The organism is Paraburkholderia sp. RL17-383-BIF-A (genome assembly GCF_046028015.1).
GTDB lineage: Bacteria > Pseudomonadota > Gammaproteobacteria > Burkholderiales > Burkholderiaceae > Paraburkholderia.
Genome location: NZ_JARESR010000018.1, coordinates 85,939 through 104,015, shown reverse-complemented (window position 1 = coordinate 104,015; position 18,077 = coordinate 85,939). Strand labels below are relative to the sequence as shown.

Here is an 18,077-nt window from a genome sequence, read left to right as displayed (position 1 = left end):
AACCGGCCCCGGCGGGCAATCCCGGCAGCGAAGATTCAGGAGACGCCCATGAACCGCCCCTTCAAACCCTATCCGTTTTCGCCCCGTCGTCACGAGGGCGTAGTGCCGCCGCTGGTCGACGGGCGCGACCCGCTCAGGCGGCCCGTGGCAATCGTCGGCGGCGGCCCGGTCGGCATGACGCTGGCGCTCGCGCTGGCTCGCCAGGGCGTGCGCTCGGTACTGATCGAAGCCGACGACAGCGTGTGCACCGGCAGCCGCGCGATCTGCATTTCGCGGCGCAGTCTGGAAATTTTCAAGCGCCTCGGCGTCGTACAAGGCTTCCTGCAAAAAGGCTTGCCGTGGGCCGGCGGCCGCAGCTTCTATCGCGACACCGAAGTGTTTCGCTTCGCCATGCATCATGACGACGAACAATCGCTGCCGCCCATGATCAATATCGCGCAATACCAGATCGAACAGTTGTTGCTCGACGAGGTGGAGCGGCATGCCGACCTGATCGATATGCGTTGGCAGACTCGCGTGACCGGGATCGAGCAGGACCCGGCGCAAGACGGCCGCGGCGAGCCGGACCGTACGGCGGGCGCGACGCTCACGCTGCGCACCGGCGACACCGCGTGGCAGATGCACGCCGACTGGGTGGCCGCCTGCGACGGCGGCCGCAGCACGATTCGCGAGGCACTCGGCCTCAAGCTCACCGGCACCACGTACGAAGGCCGCTATGTGATCGTGGATATCGAGCTAAACAGCAAGCGCGCTACCGAGCGCCTCGCCTATTTCGATCCGCCGTCCAACCCCGGTTCGACGGTGCTGGTCCATAAGCAGCCTGACAACGTCTGGCGTATCGATTACCAGCTCCGCGACGACGAAGACCCAGAAGCCGCCGTCCTGCCCGAGAACGTCTTGCCGCGCGTGCAGAGCGTGCTCGACGCGATGAGCGAGACGGGCGAGTGGTCGCCGATCTGGATCACCGTCTACAAAGCGAACGCGTTGACGCTCGAACGCTACCGGCACGGCTCGGTGCTGTTCGCGGGCGATGCCGCCCATCTCGTACCGATTTTCGGCGTGCGCGGCGCCAATTCCGGTATCGACGACGCGGACAACCTCGGCTGGAAGCTGGCCTGCGTGGTGAACGGCGTGGCTTCGCCGCGGCTCCTCGACAGCTACAGCGTGGAGCGCGTCTTCGCGGCGCGTGAAAACCTGAGCTACGGCATGAAGAGTACGGAGTTCATGGCGCCGCCGTCATTCGCCTTCAATCTGATGCGCGAGGCCGTGCTCGGACTCGCCGAGCGGCACGCCGCCGTGCGTCCGCTGATCAATCCGCGGCAGACGCATGCCATCGCTTATACACAGTCGCCGCTCAACGAGGCCGCCGCGGACGCCGCCGGCTCGTTCAGCCGAGGCCCGGCGCCCGGCACCGTGTTGCCGGAATGCCGGCTCAAACGACTGGACGGCGGCGCGAGCGTCGATATCCATCTCACGGATCTGCTCGAGCCTTGCTTCACCGCGCTGCGCTTCGGCGCGAATGCCGATTCTGTGCAAGAGCATGCGTGGCAGGAATTGCAAGGCACGCTGGCCGAAAAAGGGATTCCGTTCAAAGCCATCACGCTGGCTAAGGACGAAACCGCACAGGCCGCCAACCCGACGATGCTCGATCACACCGGCCGCCTGCACGACATGCTCGACGCCACGCCCGGCACGGTCTATCTGATCCGGCCCGACGGCCATGTACTCGCCCGCTGGCGCAACGGCAGCGCGGCGGCCACGCAGCGCGCCATCAGCGCAGCGCTGACGATCTGATTCACGGAGACTCACATCATGACGGACAGCGACCTCGACCTGGTCTACACGACGCTGTGCAAAACCCTCACTAACGAAGGCGAAGCTCAAGCGCCGTTATATCTGGCGCGCCTCGCGATGCTGTGCCTCACCGAACTCGACGACCCGCAGCGGGCGTTGTCGTTGATCGAAGCGGCACGGCTGCCGGCTTCGACCGCGGTGACCGCATAAAGCGAGAAAAAAGCCGCCGCGCCCGGTATGGGCGCGGCGGCTTTCCTTCTGCCTTTCCGTCAGGCAGATATCACCGTGCGGCACAGCGCGTGCGGCTCATCCTTCATGCGGGTGTCACTGCTTCGGATACAACCCCAGCGTGCTCGCATGCAGACGCGCGAGGCCGAGCAACGCATCCGTGTTCGGCGTGGCAACGCCTGTCAGTTGCCCCAGTTCACGCACCGCCGCCACAAGCGCGTCGAGTTCGACCGCTTTACCCGCCTGCACGTCCTGCAGCATCGAGGTTTTCATCGCGCCGAGTTTGAGCGTGACCTCGTGACGGTCCGCCGGCTCCTGTTCGATCGGAATACCGAAGCGCGCGCCGATCTCCTTGGCCTCCAGCATGATGCTCGTCACGAAGTTGCGCGCCAGTTCGTCGCTGAGAATCCGGTCGGTGGTCGCGCCGGTGATGGCGCTGATCGGATTCATCGTCATGTTGCCCCACAGCTTGTACCAGACGTCGCGCTGAATCTGCGCCGACATCGTCGCCTTGAAGCCGGCCGCCGCGAGCGTAGCCGTGAGCGACGCGACGCGCTCGCTCGCCTGCCCTGACGCCTCGCCAATAATCAACCCGTTGCCCTGATGATGACGGATCACGCCCGGCGCTTCGACGAGGCAACTGGCATGCACCACGCAGCCCACCGTTTGTGCGGTCGGAATCGCGGCCGCGATCGCACCGTCGGGATCGATCGACTTCAGGCGCTTGCCGGCGAAGTCGCGCCCGAGCCCGTCGCAGAACCACCACGGCACCCCGTTCATCGCGGTCAGCACGATGGTCTGCGCGCCGAGCAGCGGCGCAATCTGCCCGGCCACAGACGCCATGGCCGGCCCCTTGACGGCGACCACGACGAGGTCCTGCACACCGAGATCCGCGGGATTGTCGCTCGCCTTCACCTTCACAGCATGCGTCACGCCGCCTTCGATCAGACGCAGGCCGTGCTCGCGCAGCGCGGCCAGCGTCTCGCCGCGCGCCACCACGCTCACGTCATGGCCGGGCTGCGCGAGCTTCACTCCCATCCAGCCGCCGATCGCGCCTGCGCCGTAGATAGCTACTTTCATCGTTTCAATCCTTGTAACTGGCGTCGATGCGGTCCACTCGCCGCACCAGCGCATCGAACACATCCTGCCCCGCGCCGTGACGCGGATCGAACTGCAGCGCGTCGCGCGAACAGCGAATCGCGACGTCCTCCGGCACCGGCCGCGCCCGGCCCATCGCAAACGTCGCCATCTGGATTTCGCAGGCGCGGTTCAGCGTCCACAGAATCGCGAAAGTCTGCGGCAACGTGTGGCCCCACGCAAGCAGGCCATGATTGCGCAGGATCACCGCCTGCCGGTTGCCGATATGTTCGAGCAGCCGCGGGCCTTCTTCCGCATGCACGGTGATGCCCTCGAAGTCGTGATACGCAATGCGGTCGTGCAATTGTGCGCTGTAGAAATTGGTTTGCTGCAAACCGTCTTCCAGACAGGCCACGGCGACGCCCGCCGTGGTGTGCGTATGCATGACGCAGTGCGCATCCGGCAAGCCTTCGTGAATCGCCGCATGCACGACGAACCCGGCCGGATTCACCGGATATGGCGAGTGGTCGAGCACGCGTCCGCGTGCATCGATCTTCACGAGGTTGCTCGCCGTCACTTCGCTATAGTGCAGCCCGAACGGATTGATCAGGAACTGGCGTTCGCCACCGCTCACACTGGCGGGAACGCGCAACGTGATGTGGTTGTAGATCATCTCGGTCCAGCCGAGCAGGTCAAAAATGCGATAGCACGCCGCGAGCTGCACGCGCGCCTGCCATTCGTCCGGATGCATCGCGTGGGCCTTCGGCGCGCTCGGCGCCCGGATGTCGAGAGTGGTCATGTGCAGCTCCATTGTTATCGTTCTATTGATCGAAAGTATTGCGCTTATGCGCCCGACACCACGGCCGCGATCGACGACGCCACATAATCCACGTTGCGTGCGTTCAGTCCGGCCACGCACATGCGCCCGGAGCGCAGCACGTACACCGCGTATTCGCTGCGCAGGCGCTCCACCTGGCTTTCGCTCAAGCCGGTGTAGGTGAACATGCCGCGCTGCGCGAGGTAGCGCGCGCGCATGACTTCATCCACACGGCCGGCGAGGCCGGCGTGGATCGTGCCGCGCATGGCGAGAATCCGCTCGCGCATGGCGGCGAGTTCCGCTTCCCATGAAGCACGCAACGACGCATCGGCCAGCACGTTGGCGACGAGCCGCGCGCCGTGCGTGGGCGGATTGCTGTAGTTCGCGCGCACCGTCGACATCAATTGACCGAGCACGCGGCCAGCCTCTTCCGCGCTCTTGCAGACTACGCTCAACGCGCCGACGCGCTCGCCATACAGCGAAAAGTTCTTCGAGAACGAATTCGCGGCGATCAGCGCAACGCCCGCGTCGGCCAGCAGGCGCACGCAGGCGGCGTCTTCTTCCAGACCCGCGCCGAAACCCTGGTAAGCCATATCCACGAAGGCGATCAGCTTGCGGCGCTGCAGAACCGGCACCAGTTCCGCCCATTGCGCCGGACTCAGATCGACACCGGTCGGGTTATGGCAGCAGGCGTGCAGCAGCACCACGCTCTGTTCCGGCAAGCGGCTGATCGTGTCGATCATGTCGGCGAAACGCAATCCGCCGGTGAGTTCGTCGTAGTACGGATAGGTGTTGACCGTCAGCCCCGCGCCTTCGAATACCACGCGATGGTTTTCCCAGCTCGGGTCGCTGATCCAGATCTGCGAGCCCGGGAAATAGCGCTTCAGGAAATCGGCGCCGACCTTCAATGCGCCCGATCCGCCGATGGTTTGCAACGTGGCGATCCGCCCCGCCGCGCGCGCCTCGCTGTTCGTGCCGAATACCAGCGCCTGGGCCGCATCGCGATAGAGCGGCAGGCCGGCCATCGGCAGATACGAGCGCGGGCCGATCGAGTCGAGCAGCGCGGTTTCGGCCCGGCGCACGGCGTCCATGACCGGCAGCTTGCCGGCGTCGTCGAAATAGATGCCGATGCTCAGATTGACCTTGTTCGACCGGGGGTCGAGTTGAAAGTCTTCATTCAGGCTCAGGATCGGATCGCCTGGATAAGCGGGAATATGGTCGAACATGGTGATTCCTTGAATAGGGCCTCGTGGCGGCCTCGGTTTGGCGCAGTGGCGTACCGCACTGCACTGCACGGCGCATCCCGGTTTGTGCAGCGGCTTGCGTCCCGACTTGCGCGGCGGCTTTGCTCACGACACGGCGAGACGGAAGTCTAAGCGGGTTTGGCTGAGTGCGTCGATTGGGACAAGTCTCCGCGAACCGCACGCGGTACACAATCAATCGATTTTTCACGATTCGTTAGTTTTTCTTTAGAATCGCCTGATGCCACTCACGCGCGTCACCATCCGCCAGTTCGAAGCCTTTCTCGCCATCGTCGATTTGCATAGCATCGGCGCGGCGGCGGAACGGCTCGGGCTGACTTCTTCGGCGGTCAGCCAGTTGCTGGGCGACCTCGAAACGGAACTCGGCTTCCGGCTCTTCGACCGGACCACACGGCGCGTGAATCTGTCGAGCGCGGGCCAGGATTTTCTGTCGTCGGCGGAATCGGTGTTGCGCCATGTGCGCGCCGCCGCGCAATCCGCCGACGATATCCGCAACCGCGCCGCCGGCATCGTGCGGATCGGTGCGCCCCTGGTGCTGGCGGCGACCGCGCTGCCCGCCGCCATCGCCGACTACGCACGCGACAAACCGAAGGTCGTGGTCCGCATTTGCGACACCGTGGTCGAGCAACTGGTAGAGCGCGTGGAAAGCGGCGACGTGGACCTCGCAATCGGCCCCGACCGTCAAAGCGGCGCGCGCGTGCGTTGCGATCCGGCGTTCGCGAGCCCCTGGGTGATGTGGTGCGCGCCGAGCCATCCGTTGAGCGCGCGCCGCCGCGTGCAGTGGCCGCATTTGCGCGGCGTGCCGATCATCGCCACCGGCCGCGACCACGAACGCGCAGTCGGGCAGATGCTGGCCAACCTGCCGGTGGAGGCGCGCATCATTCCCGTAGATGTCGTAGACAATGTGACCACGGCGTTCGGCCTTGCCGCGCAGGGGCTGGCCGTCACGCTCGCGCCCGCCTACGTTGCGCCATTGGCGCGCAGCTTCGGGCTGGTCATGAAGCGCATTGTCGATCCGGAAACGATCCGCGAAGTGTGCGTGTATCGTTCCACCGAGCGCGCGCTGTCGCCGCCCGCCGACGGCTTCGCGGATTTCATCATGCCGTGGTTGAAACGCTGGGATCGCGAGACACAGGCCGACGCGCGATCAAGGCGCGTATGACGCGCAGCAGCAGCGGCAGCAGCGACAGCCCGTCGGCTCAGGCCCGCTCGGGCACCATGCACAACGCGAACAGCTGGCGTTGGCTCGATATCCCGAGGGGCGCGTAGGCGCGCTTCTGGTAGGTGATCACACTGGCAGGCTTGACGCCCATACGTTGTGCGATTTCAACGGCGCTCGCGCCTTCGAGCGTGCCGCGCAGCACGTCGAGTTCGCGCGGCGTGAGTGCGGGGCAAGCGCGCCTGACACGCGCCAGCATCGCCGCGGCCGAACCCTGCTGATGCTGCCCATTCAACGCGTAATGGCTCTTGGCCGCGTGCGCGAACAGAGGCGCGAGACTCTCCACGCGCTCCAGTTCACCTGGCTGAAACACGCCATAGGCACGGTCGCGGTACAGGTTGATCGACAGCCAGACGCTTTCCATGGGCTGCACGAGCAACGATAACCGGTCGGACACATTCGGCTGCGCGTAGCAGGCGGCGCGATAGGCCTCGTTTTCGATCTCGTCGCTATGCTGCTGGTGCAACACCAGTGCGTCGCGAGCCTGTTTTTCATGCGACCGGCCGATGATCGCGCGGTTACCGTCGAGTGCATAGAAATGCGTGGCATAGCGATCCGCGATGTCGCGCAGAAAACGGCCGCCGCGATGATCGGCCGCGGAAACCGTGCGCGGCCGCGCGTCGAATTCGTAAGCGAAGATGGTGCACTGCGAAACCGGCAGCGTATCGCCGACCGTTTTCAGTATGCTGGCGGCCAACGCGTCGGCATCCGCATGCGAAATCGACATGACGAGTTCAGTCGCACGCGAGGTGCTGATCTGTTCGCTGCGGTGCGGTGGAGAAATGCGCCAGGAACGCATGATGGATACGGGTTGCCGTGCTGGGTTCGGTCCTGCAAGCGTAGCACAGCGCCACGCGCGAGCCATCTTTCACTGCCGGTTCAGCACCCCTGATGAGCGCGCTCACTTGCGCGTAAACGACCCGCGTTGGAACGTGACCATTCTCGGCAACTCGATCGTGAAGACCGTGCCCGTGGCTTCGTCTGAATGCACACTGACGTTGCCGCCGTGCATGCGGGCGATCTCCTGCACGATATGAAGGCCGAGCCCCAGCCCTTCACGCGAACGTGCGCCGCTATTGTTCGGCCCGAACGCCTTGAACAGGTGCGGAAACACCTCGGGCGGAATGGTCCCGCGATTGGCGACCTTCAGGCGCACTGAATCGACCGCTTCGCCATCCACTTCGACACCGATATCGCCGCCCGGCACGCCGTGATGCAGCGCATTGCTCACCAGATTCGACACGGCCTGCCAGACGAGGTCGGTGTCCCACGCGCCCGCGGTATTGCCGCGGCTCGCGAACACGATCCGCTTGCCGTTCTCCCGCGACGCGAACTCGTCGATCACCGAGCGGCACAGCGTCGCCAACTCGATCGAGCGCGGCTGCAACGGCAGGCGCCCGCCCTGCAAACGGGCCAGATTGAGCAACTGGTCGACCATGCGCGCCATGCGCAGCGAACTGTTCTTCACGCGCGCGGCGACAGTTGCCGATTGTTCGTCGGCGGCCGTGCGCATCAGGTATTCCGCCGACGCCAGCACGGCACCGAGCGGCGTGCGCAAATCGTGACTCAGCACCGCCATCAGCATCTCGTTGGCTTCCAGCATTTGCCGCGTGGTGACGAGCTGCGCGGCCAGTTGCCGTTTCTGCTGTTCGAGTTGCACGAACACGTCGACCTTCGATTGCAGAATGCGCGGATCGAACGGCTTGTACAGGAAATCGACCGCGCCGGCCTCATAACCGCGGAAGGTGCGCGAAGCATCCTGGGCAGTCGCCGTCAGAAAGATGATCGGCACGTGCGAGGTTCGCGGGCTGCCGCGCATCAGCGCGGCCAGTTCGAAGCCGTTCATGCCGGGCATGTTGACGTCGAGAATCGCCAGCGCGACTTCGTGCTTGAGCAGCAGGTCGAGCGCCGCCGTGCCCGAATCGGCCACCAGCACGGCCAGATCCGGCCGCGCCAGCAAGGCCTCGAGCGCCGTGATGTTGTGGACGATGTCGTCGACGATGAGAATGTTCACGGGTGAATTCGTCATGGCATCGGGTCAAGAGAGGCCGGCAATGCGGCAAGCCGCCGGGCCATGGTTTCAGGAGTGTAAATAAATTGCGCCGCGCCGCGCTCAATCGCGGCACGCGGCATTTCGGGGGAGCCGGCGGTGTCCGGCGCCTGCACCCAGGTGGCGCCGCCCAGCGCACGCACCCGCTTCAGGCCTTGCGCGCCGTCGTCGTTGGCGCCGGACAGCAGGATCGCCAGCAGGCGCTCGCCATACACGGCGGCGGCCGACTCGAACAGCACGTCGATCGAGGGGCGCGAAAAGCGCACGGCGGCGTCGGTGGAGAGCGCGACAGTGCGGTCCACTTCCACCAGCATGTGATAGCCCGGCGGTGCAATATGCACGCGGCCCGCCATGATGCGTTCGCCCGCATCGGGCTCGAGCACCGGCAAAGCACAGCGGTGCGCGAACGCGCCCACCAGATAGCTGGGTGAATCAGGCGGCAGGTGCGTGACGATCATGACGGCCGCGGCAAAGTCCACGGGCAGCGCGCCGAGCAGCACGTTCAGCACTTCGATGCCGCCCGCCGAGGCGCCGATCACGACGAGCTCGCAACCGCGTGCCGCTTCGGCACGCGGTTGAGGGTCGGCAGCAGGTTGAACAGATGAGCGTGGCATGGTGAGCGTGCTAGCGCTTCTGATAAATGCGTTCGCTCGGGCGGAACTCGTCGAACGCTTCGTAATGACGGGAAAAACGCAGGCTTTCCTTGCTGCCCAAACCCAGAAAACCACGCCGCACGAGCGCGTTCTCGAACAGACCCAGCGCGCGATCCTGCAAACCACGATCGAAATAGATCAACACGTTGCGGCACGATACCAGATGCGCTTCGAGGAAAACTTCGTCGGTGGAGAGGCTGTGGTCGGCGAACACCACGCGCTCTTTCAGCGAACCGGCAAAGCGCGCGCCGCCATACGCGGCGTGATAGTAGTCGGACAGCGAACGCTTGCCGCCCGCCGCCAGATAGTTCTGCGTGAAGCCCTGAATCCGGTCGAGCGCGTAGATGCCGGACTCGGCGCGCGCCAGCGCGTCCGGACTGATGTCGGTCGCGTAGAACAGTGTGCGCTCGGTCAGACCCTCCTCGTCGAAGAGGATTTTCAGCGACCAGAGTTCCTCCCCCGTGCTGCATCCCGCTACCCACACCTTGATCGACGGATAGGTGCGCAGACGCGGCAGAACATGTTCGCGCAACGCGAGGAAATACGCCGGATCGCGAAACATGTCGCTCACCTGTACCGTGAGGTACTGGAACAGCCGCGAGAACTCGTCGCCGTTGCGCATGATGCGGTCCTGCAACTGCGACAGCGTCTTGAGCCCGAACTCGTCGAGCGCCTGGGACAGGCGGCGCCGCAGCGACGACATCGCATAGTGGCGAAAGTCGTGCTGATACTTGAGATAAATCGCCTCCAGCAGCAGTTTCAACTCGATGTCGAAATCGCTGATGCGTTGCGGCGCGTCAAATTCGGACTGACTCATTGGCACTCGCTCATGCGTACTCGCTCACGTGTTCCCTTCCCCTGCTAGCGTTGCCGCAACCACACGCGGCACAGCGCGACCAGCTTGTCCACGTCGATCGGCTTGGAAACGTAGTCGTCCGCGCCGGCTTCGAGGCAGCGGGTGCGGTCGTTCGCCATCGCCTTCGCGGTCAGCGCGATGATCGGCAGATGAGCGAACCGCGGATTGCGGCGAATCTCGCCCATCGCGGTCAAACCGTCCATCTCCGGCATCATGATATCCATCAGGATCAGATGTACTTCGGGACCGTTTTCCAGCGCTTCGAGCGCTTCGCGGCCGTTGCGCGCAATCTGCAGTTTCGCACCGAGCGGCTCCAGCACGTGCGAGAGCGCAAAAATATTGCGCACGTCGTCTTCGGCCAGCAGGATCGTGCGGCCCTCGAACGCATTATCGCGCTGACGTACCGTGCGCAGCATGCGCTGCTGCTCGGGCGCGAGCGACGACTCGACGCTGTGCAGAAACAGCGTGACTTCGTCGAGCAGCCGTTCCGGCGACTTCGCCCCCTTGATGATGATCGATTTCGAATAGCGGCGCAGGCGGTGCTCTTCTTCGTCGGAGAGCATGCGGCCGGTATACACGATGACGGGCAGCGAAACATGCGCGGTGTTCGTTGCGAGCCGTTCGAGCAGGTCGTAGCCGGTGCCGTCGGGCAGCGCGAGATCGGTCACCACGCAGTCGAACGAGACCTTTGCCAGATACTCCAACGCTTCCGCCAAGGTTGCGACCGCAACGATCTCGGTGTTATCGCTTTGCAGGAGCGCGCGGATGCTTTCGCGCATCGGCGCGTCGTCCTCGATCACGAGCACGCGTTTGAGGCGCTGCTGCAAGCGCGCTTCGAGGCGGCGGATCGCGGCTTCCATCGTGCTGCGCGCGGTCGGCTTCAGCGTATAGCCGATGGCGCCGAGGTGAAGCGCCTTGTCGGCGTGATCGGTGGCGGAGACGATATGGATCGGAATGTGCCGCGTGAGCGGGTCGTTCTTCAGCCACTCCAGCACGGTCAGGCCGGAGCGGTCCGGCAGGCCGACATCGAGCAGCACGGCCGCCGGGCGCATGTCGCGCACCAGTGTCAGGCCGCTCGCGGCGTCGCTCGCGTGGACGAAATCGAAGTCGAGTTCATGCGTCAGCTCGCGCAGGATTTCGGCGAACGCGAGATCGTCTTCCACGGCCACGATCAGACGGCCCGCACGCGTGCGGTTGTCACGGTCGTCGGCAATCGGGCGAATCGGCGTTTCGAGCGTAGTGCCCGTGCCGTGACCGCCAGTGTGGACGTTCATGAGGCCATTGGCGGGCGTGATCACCGTGGGCGGACTGCCGACCGAAGACGTCCGGGACAGCAGCGGTTCTACCGCCGATCCGGCCGCGGCCTGGGAACCGGCCGGCGCCACGGCCGGTGCGAACACCGGCGCCGGATTGTGCGCGCCTGAGTTCGTGTTCAGGGCGGCTTCCGCATCGATCGGCAGCCACAGCGTGAACACGCTGCCCTTGCCGATCTCGCTCGCAACGGTAATGCGGCCGCCCAGCAAGCGCGAAAACTCACGCGAAATCGACAGGCCCAGACCGCTGCCGCCGTATTGACGGCTGGTCGAGCCGTCCGCCTGCTGGAACGCTTCGAAGATCATGTCCAGCTTGTCGGGCGCAATGCCGATGCCGGAGTCGCGCACGTCGATCCGCAGCATGCCGCCTTCAGCGGGTGCAACCGAGAGCGCCACCTCGCCGCGTTCGGTGAACTTCACCGCGTTCGAGAGCAGGTTGCGCAGAATCTGCGTGACGCGCTGGCCGTCCGTGATGAACGTATCCGGCGTGCCCGGCAAGCGGTCGAAGGTGAGCTGCAAATGCTTGGCGCCGGCCATTGGCTTGAACATTTCCTCGAGCGCCTGAAGGGTCGCGTCGATCGATACCGTTTCGAGTTCGACCGTGACCTGCCCGGCTTCGACCTTGGAAAGATCCAGAATGTCGTTGATCAGCACCAGCAGGTCGCTATTGGAAGCGTGAATCGTCTCCGCGTAGCGCACCTGTTCTTCGGTCAGATTGCCGGTGCGGTTCTGCTGCAGCAGCTTGGCGAGAATCAGCGAACTGTTCAACGGCGTGCGCAGTTCGTGCGACATGTTGGCGAGGAATTCGGACTTGTAGCGGCTCGACTGTTCGAGGCGCGCCGCGTTGGCCGCGAGGTCGTCCTGCGCGCGCAGCAGATCGGACTTTTGCCGCTCGAGACGCTGCGCGTATTCTTCCAGTTGCACGTTGGTCTGTTCGAGTTCGGCCTGCTGCGCTTCCAGCCGCGTTTGCGACTCCATCAGCGCGCGGCCGCGTTCTTCGAGCCCTTCATTGGAGACGCGCAACTCTTCCTGCTGCACCTGCAATTCTTCGTTCAGCTGCTGCGTTTCGGCCAGCGCGTCCTGCAACCGCTCGCGATACAGCGCCGCTTCGACAAAGTCGCCCATGCTGTTCGCGATCAGTTCCATGAACTCCTGGTCGCGCACAGTCAGCTCGCGCACAAAGCCCAGTTCGACGACGCCGTTGACATCGCCGTCGTTTTCGATCGGCATGATGAGCAGATTCTTCGGCACGCTCTTGCCGGTGGCCGACACCACTTGCACGTAATTGGCCGGCACATCGCGCAAGACCAGCGTACGGCGCGCCGAGGCCGCCTGCCCGATCAGCGTCTCGCCTTCTTCGAAATTGCGCGCCGCGGCCTGCTCGCTTTCACGGCTAAACCCATAAGTCGCGATGCGGCGCAGCGTGCCATGCCGTTTGTCGCGCACGTAGAGCGCGGCGACGACGGCGTCGAGATACTGTGCGAGGAAGTCGAGCATCGCGCGGCCCACCAGCGGCGAGGTAGTCTGACCGACGACCTTTTCGGCGAGCAGACGCTGCCCCGAGCGCAACCACACCTGCTCCTGCAGCATCTCCGTCTGGTCGGCCTGCTGCCGCAGCGCGCTGTCATAGGTGGACGACAGGCTCATCAGTTCGCGCCGCCCGATCCACGCGAGCAGACCGCTCACGCTCAGGCTGAAGAGCAGAAACACGCTCACCAGCGTGGTGGTGACGCGGCGCGTCGCTTCCGCGCGTTCCTGGCGCAGGCGCAATTCGACATCCAGAAAATCGCCGAATTCGCGGCGCGTTTCATCGAATTCGATCTTGCCACGGCCGCTCGCCACGGCACTTTCGAAATCCTGATTACGCCGGCGCGCGTCGATCATCTGTTCGGCGAAGTTACTCCAGCGTTGCTGAATCGCCGCGATCTGCTTGAGTTTTTCGACTTGGGGCGGGTTGTCGGAGACCAGTTCCTGCAGGGCCTCTATCTGAGTCTTGAATCGCGGGCCGCCTTCTTCATACGGCGTGAGGAAACTCTCGTCGCCCGTGATCAGGAAGCCGCGCATCGAGGATTCGCGATCGACCGCGAGGCGCAGCATTTCATTGGCCTGGCCGATCACGCGCTCGGAGTGCTCGGCCCAGTTCATGGTCGAAACCAGATACGCGATCAGTCCGACGAAGACCGCCATGGTCACCAGGCCGACACCCAGGGGCAACGCAATATTGCGGCGAATGATGCTGCGAAAACGATTCTGGTCGACGGCCTGAGATGCGGTCATTTTTTCTGTCTTCGGCTGGGCGAATCGTGGCGATTCGGAATATTTTTCGGGTATATCGGGTGATTCATTTTGTCGCGCTACGACGGGCGTAATCATACAGGATGGGTGTTTGTTTTGAGATGCCCGAATGCGGTTTTAGGCTTACTGGGCGGGGCTGTTGCCGGCCGACGCAACTTTGCGCGACACACGCGGGTCAATCATGCGAGGAATGCAATTTCGCCCCGTTCGATCATTCGATCGCCGCCCACTTTGATCTGGTAGCCGATGCCTTCTCACGCCTTCATCGCACTTTCCCGCAACCCGTTGCGCACCCTGCTCGCCGCCGCGCTCGTATGGCATGCGTCGGCGAGCGGCGTGGCGCAGGCAGCCACTGCGCCTGCTGCACACGACGGCATCGTGGCCGCCGCCGTGCACGTCGAGCCGCCCACGCAAGCGTCGCCCGTCGTACCGATTCCACCGTCGGAGCAATACCCCACGCTCTATCGCGATGTGCAGCTCGCGCATCTATTTCCCGACAGCAAAACTTTCGCGGACATGGTGCCGCTTGCATCGCCTGCTGAGATCGCCGCCGCATACGCCACCGCGAAGCAACAGCGCAACTTCAGCCTCGCCGATTTCGTGAAGCACACCTTCACGTTGCCCACGCGCACGGCGAAAGCGTATGTCTCCGATCCCGATCAGGACGTGGTCGGCCATATCGATACGCTCTGGAATGTGCTGCGCCGCGAGCCCGATGCGACCGCGAGCCCGTGGTCCTCGCTGCTGCCGCTGCCGTATGCGTATATCGTGCCGGGCGACCGCTTCGATGAGATCTACTACTGGGACTCGTACTTCATCATGCTCGGCCTCGAACAGAGCGGCCAGCATGCGCTGGTGGTCGACGAACTGAAGAACTTTGCGACCTTGATCGACCGCTACGGCCATATTCCGAACGGCAATCGCACCTACTATCTGAGCCGCTCGCAACCGCCGTTTTTCGCGCAGATGGTGCGCCTCGTGGCCGAAAAAGACGGCGACGCCGTCTATGCGCAATATCTGCCCGAATTGCAGCGCGAATACGCGTACTGGATGGACGGCAGCGAAGGCCTCGCCGCCGGTCACGCAAACCGGCATGTGGTGCGCCTGCCCAACGGCACGCTGCTCAACCGCTATTGGGACGAACGCGCGACGCCGCGCGACGAGTCATATCGCGAAGACGTCCTGACCGCGCAGCAGACTCCGCAACGCGATGCCGCCGATCTGTGGCGCAATCTGCGCGCGGGCGGCGAAACCGGCTGGGATTTCAGCTCGCGCTGGTTCGCCGACGGCAAGACGCTCGCCACCGTGGACGTGACCTCTCTCGTGCCCGTCGATCTGAATTGCCTGCTCGCCGATCTCGAGCGCACGCTGGCGAAGGCCTATCGCCTGCGCGGCGACATCACGCATGCGGAAAATATGGAGCAGCGCGCCGCCACCCGCGCCGACGCGATTCGCCGCGTGTTGTGGGACCCGCAGTTGCAGGCATTCGGCGACTACGACTTCGTGCATCACACGCTGACGCACAGGCTCACCGCCGCGACGGTGTATCCGTTATATACGGGCATAGCCAGCCGTCAGCAGGCGAAGAGCGTCGCCGCCACGTTGCAGCGCGAATTGCTGCGCCCCGGCGGTCTCGCCACTACACAGGTGGCGAGCGGCCAGCAATGGGATGCGCCGAACGGCTGGGCGCCGTTGCAATATCTGGCCGTGATCGGCCTGCGGCGCTACAGCGAACCGGCGCTCGCGCAAACCATTGCGACGCGCTGGATCAGAACCAATGTGTCGTACTACCAGCACACGGGCAAGCTCGTCGAGAAATACGATATCGATGCGGCCACACCCGGCGTCTCAGCAGGCGGCGGCGAGTATCCGTTGCAGGACGGCTTCGGCTGGACCAATGGCGTGCTGCGCGCGCTGCTCGTGCTGTATCCGCAAGCGGTGCAGGCCTCGCGTCCCGGCGATATTCCCGAAGGGCCGGCGGGTGTGTCGGCGGCCGCCTCTGCTGCTGCCGCCGCGCCGAAGAATACGCACCGGCTGAATGGCGCGCGAGTCGCGCCATAGCATGAAAAAAGCCCTGGCCGGTTCGCACTGGCCAGGGATTCGCACGACTCGCGAGACGCTTACGCCGGCACGGTTTCAGCCTGCTGCGCACGTGACCACACACGATGCTGGCCGGCCGCCTCGATGAAGGCCTTCAGCACGTCGGCGGCCTGTTTGTCATCGCCGGTAGCGACGCCGTCGGCATTGTCCGGCAGGTGCGCGGCGGCGAGCACATCGCGCCCCGCGCCGATCGCCGCAATCGCCTTCAGATGCTTGAACGCCTCGAGCACGAAATGCCGCGCATCGCCCGATTGCGCGAGCGTCTTCGCACCCTGGTCGCCACCTACCACGATGACCGCGTCGAACATGATCGACGGCAATCCGGCAATCGTGGCGTCCGGGGCCATGCCGTCGATCGCGGCAAGCGTGGGCGCGATCAACATGGGCGCCGCGCCCTCGCCTTGCAGCGCCTGCTGAAGCTTCCTGATGGCGGCGCCGTCGGAGCCGGGCGCGGCCAGCAACGCAATCTTGCGGGTCTTGATGCCCGGCTTCACCCGGTTGAGCAGGCTCAGCGCCGGTGAGTCCTTGGGACCGGACAGCTTCGCCGTGCCCTTTTTCGGCGCCGGCAAACCCAACCCGGCGGCCACCTGCGCTGCGAGTCCCGCGTCGAAGTTGGCGAGAATTTCGTTGACCACGCGCGCGCGAATCTCGGGTTTCGTCACCTTGCCGAGTTCGAATTGATAAGCCGCGGCGATATGGTCTTTCTCCGGCTGGGACATGCTGTTGTAGAACAGCGCAGCCTGCGAAAAATGATCGGCGAATGATTCGCTGCGCACGCGAATCTTGGTGCCTTCCACGCGCTCCTGATAACTTTCGAAGCCGCCGTCCGACGGCGCCGGATCGGTTTCCTTCGGCCAACCGCCGCTCAGCGAATTCGGCTCATACGAGGCCTGACCGACATTGATCGTCTGGCGGTGCATGGCGTCACGCTGATTGTTGTTGAACGGGCACACAGGCCGGTTGATCGGAATCTCATGGAAGTTCGGGCCACCCAGACGGCTGATCTGCGTATCCGTGTACGAGAACAAACGCCCTTGCAAAAGCGGATCGTTCGAAAAGTCGATACCCGGTACGACATGGCCCGGATGGAACGCGACCTGTTCGGTCTCGGCAAAGAAGTTGTCGGGATTGCGGTTGAGCGTCATCTTGCCGATGATCTTGACCGGCACCAGTTCTTCGGGAATCAGCTTGGTCGGATCGAGCAGGTCGAAATCGAACTTGTGTTCGTCCGCTTCTTCGATAATCTGCACGCCGAGTTCGAACTCCGGGAAGTCGCCTCGTTCGATCGACTCCCACAGATCACGCCGATGAAAATCCGGGTCCTTGCCCGCCAGCTTCTGCGCTTCGTCCCACAGCAGCGAGTACGAGCCCAGCACCGGACGCCAGTGAAATTTGACGAAGCGGCCCTTGCCTTGCGCATTCACGAAACGAAACGTGTGAATCCCGAAGCCTTCCATGGTGCGCAGGCTGCGCGGGATTGCGCGGTCCGACATGGTCCACAGCACCATGTGCGCGGATTCGGGCACCAGCGAGACGAAGTCCCAGAAGGTGTCGTGTGCGGAACCGCCAGTGGGCATTTCGTTCGGCGCTTCCGGTTTCACCGCATGCACGAAGTCGGGAAACTTGATGGCGTCCTGAATGAAGAACACCGGCATGTTGTTGCCGACCAGATCGTAATTGCCTTCCTGCGTGTAGAACTTCACGGCGAAGCCGCGCACGTCGCGCACCGTATCGGCGGAGCCGCGCGGGCCCTGTACCGTGGAAAAACGCACATAAACCGGCGTTTGTGCAGCAGGGTCCTGCAGGAACGCGGCCTTGGTGTATTCCCGCATCGACTCATAGACCTGAAATACACCGTGCGCCGCCGAGCCGCGCGCGTGCACGATACGCTCAGGAATACGCTCATGGTCGAAGTGCGTGATCTTCTCACGCATGATGAAATCTTCCAGCAGCGAAGGGCCGCGCGGTCCCGCGCGCAGGGTGTTCTGGTTGTCGGAGATTTTGACGCCCTGATTGGTTCTCAGCGCTTCGCCTTCCGGACTGACTCGAAACTGTTCGAGATCCTTCGATTTCGCATCCGATTGCGGACCATTCGCCTGCGCGCTCTTCGCTGCGGGCTTCTGTGCGTTCGTTTTTCCTGCCATGAGAATCTGCTCCTTGCGTTCGGGGCGTGCCGGCGGGGGGAATCCGGTCTGACGCATTGGAGTGAGGCAGCAAGTGGTGTACCCGCGGGTAGGCACGCGGGCGGCGCGATTGTTAATGCCGATTGCTGTAGAGATTGCTGATGTCGTGGCGTTTGCCTATGCGGTGGCGATTACCTATGCCGTGGCAATTGCCTATACCGTGGCGATTGCCCATTGCCAATAGTTAGCGCTGCAGCGCGCCGCATTTGGGCGCCGCAGCTCAGCCCTGA

At 64.0% G+C, this 18,077-nt stretch carries 13 protein-coding genes; 4 read left to right on the top strand and 9 right to left on the bottom strand.

All coding sequences use genetic code 11. The annotated features are described in order from the left end of the window. Positions 1–48: 48 nt before the first annotated feature. Both P0D71_RS21040 and P0D71_RS21035 read left to right on the top strand, forming a co-directional pair. Entirely contained in the window at positions 49–1,794 is a 1,746-nt protein-coding gene (locus tag P0D71_RS21040; RefSeq protein WP_408481909.1) for an FAD-dependent oxidoreductase, read from the top strand. An 18-nt stretch (positions 1,795–1,812) separates the two neighbouring features. Next, positions 1,813–2,004 (top strand): hypothetical protein, encoded by a 192-nt coding sequence (locus P0D71_RS21035; RefSeq protein WP_091808128.1) that lies wholly within the window; start codon positions 1,813–1,815, stop codon positions 2,002–2,004. Between the two features lie 114 nt (positions 2,005–2,118). On the opposite strand, the gene P0D71_RS21030 is transcribed toward P0D71_RS21035, so the two are convergent. The 3 genes from P0D71_RS21030 to P0D71_RS21020 are packed head-to-tail and all read right to left on the bottom strand — an operon-like array spanning position 2,119 to position 5,142. Continuing rightward, the gene (locus P0D71_RS21030) at positions 2,119–3,102 is read right to left on the bottom strand and encodes a 2-dehydropantoate 2-reductase (protein WP_408481907.1); all 984 of its coding nucleotides are present in this window, start codon (positions 3,100–3,102) and stop codon (positions 2,119–2,121) included. Positions 3,103–3,106: 4 nt separating this feature from the next. After that, the gene (locus P0D71_RS21025; protein ID WP_408481905.1) at positions 3,107–3,898 is read right to left on the bottom strand and encodes a class II aldolase/adducin family protein; all 792 of its coding nucleotides are present in this window, start codon (positions 3,896–3,898) and stop codon (positions 3,107–3,109) included. A 44-nt stretch (positions 3,899–3,942) separates the two neighbouring features. Beyond that, a complete protein-coding gene (locus P0D71_RS21020; protein ID WP_408481904.1) occupies positions 3,943–5,142 on the bottom strand; it encodes an amino acid aminotransferase in 1,200 nt (399 codons plus the stop codon). 256 nt (positions 5,143–5,398) lie between these two features. On the opposite strand from P0D71_RS21020, the gene P0D71_RS21015 reads away from it, so the two are divergent. Then, the gene (locus P0D71_RS21015; RefSeq protein ID WP_408346148.1) at positions 5,399–6,340 is read left to right on the top strand and encodes a LysR family transcriptional regulator; all 942 of its coding nucleotides are present in this window, start codon (positions 5,399–5,401) and stop codon (positions 6,338–6,340) included. 37 nt (positions 6,341–6,377) lie between these two features. Here the strand turns inward: P0D71_RS21015 and P0D71_RS21010 are convergent, their stop codons facing one another. From P0D71_RS21010 to P0D71_RS20990, 5 genes are all read right to left on the bottom strand, one after another. Beyond that, positions 6,378–7,196 carry a helix-turn-helix transcriptional regulator gene (locus tag P0D71_RS21010; RefSeq protein WP_408481902.1) on the bottom strand — a complete coding sequence of 273 codons (819 nt, stop codon included), beginning with the start codon at positions 7,194–7,196 and terminating at the stop codon, positions 6,378–6,380. 102 nt (positions 7,197–7,298) lie between these two features. Continuing rightward, the gene (locus P0D71_RS21005) at positions 7,299–8,426 is read right to left on the bottom strand and encodes a hybrid sensor histidine kinase/response regulator (protein WP_091808113.1); all 1,128 of its coding nucleotides are present in this window, start codon (positions 8,424–8,426) and stop codon (positions 7,299–7,301) included. Beyond that, positions 8,423–9,061 (bottom strand): chemotaxis protein CheB, encoded by a 639-nt coding sequence (locus tag P0D71_RS21000; protein WP_408481900.1) that lies wholly within the window; start codon positions 9,059–9,061, stop codon positions 8,423–8,425. Before P0D71_RS21000 ends, P0D71_RS21005 begins: the two co-directional genes overlap by 4 nt. A gap of 10 nt (positions 9,062–9,071) precedes the next feature. Next, the gene (locus tag P0D71_RS20995; RefSeq protein WP_091808107.1) at positions 9,072–9,917 is read right to left on the bottom strand and encodes a CheR family methyltransferase; all 846 of its coding nucleotides are present in this window, start codon (positions 9,915–9,917) and stop codon (positions 9,072–9,074) included. A 44-nt stretch (positions 9,918–9,961) separates the two neighbouring features. Further along, positions 9,962–13,546, bottom strand: coding sequence for a response regulator (locus P0D71_RS20990; protein WP_408481899.1), 3,585 nt, complete (start codon positions 13,544–13,546; stop codon positions 9,962–9,964). A 264-nt stretch (positions 13,547–13,810) separates the two neighbouring features. Here P0D71_RS20990 and treF point away from each other — a divergent pair, with 264 nt between their 5' ends. Then, a complete protein-coding gene (gene treF / locus P0D71_RS20985) occupies positions 13,811–15,625 on the top strand; it encodes an alpha,alpha-trehalase TreF (RefSeq protein WP_408481898.1) in 1,815 nt (604 codons plus the stop codon). A 59-nt stretch (positions 15,626–15,684) separates the two neighbouring features. Here the strand turns inward: treF and katE are convergent, their stop codons facing one another. After that, entirely contained in the window at positions 15,685–17,808 is a 2,124-nt protein-coding gene (gene katE, locus P0D71_RS20980; RefSeq protein WP_408481896.1) for a catalase HPII, read from the bottom strand. Positions 17,809–18,077: the final 269 nt, after the last annotated feature.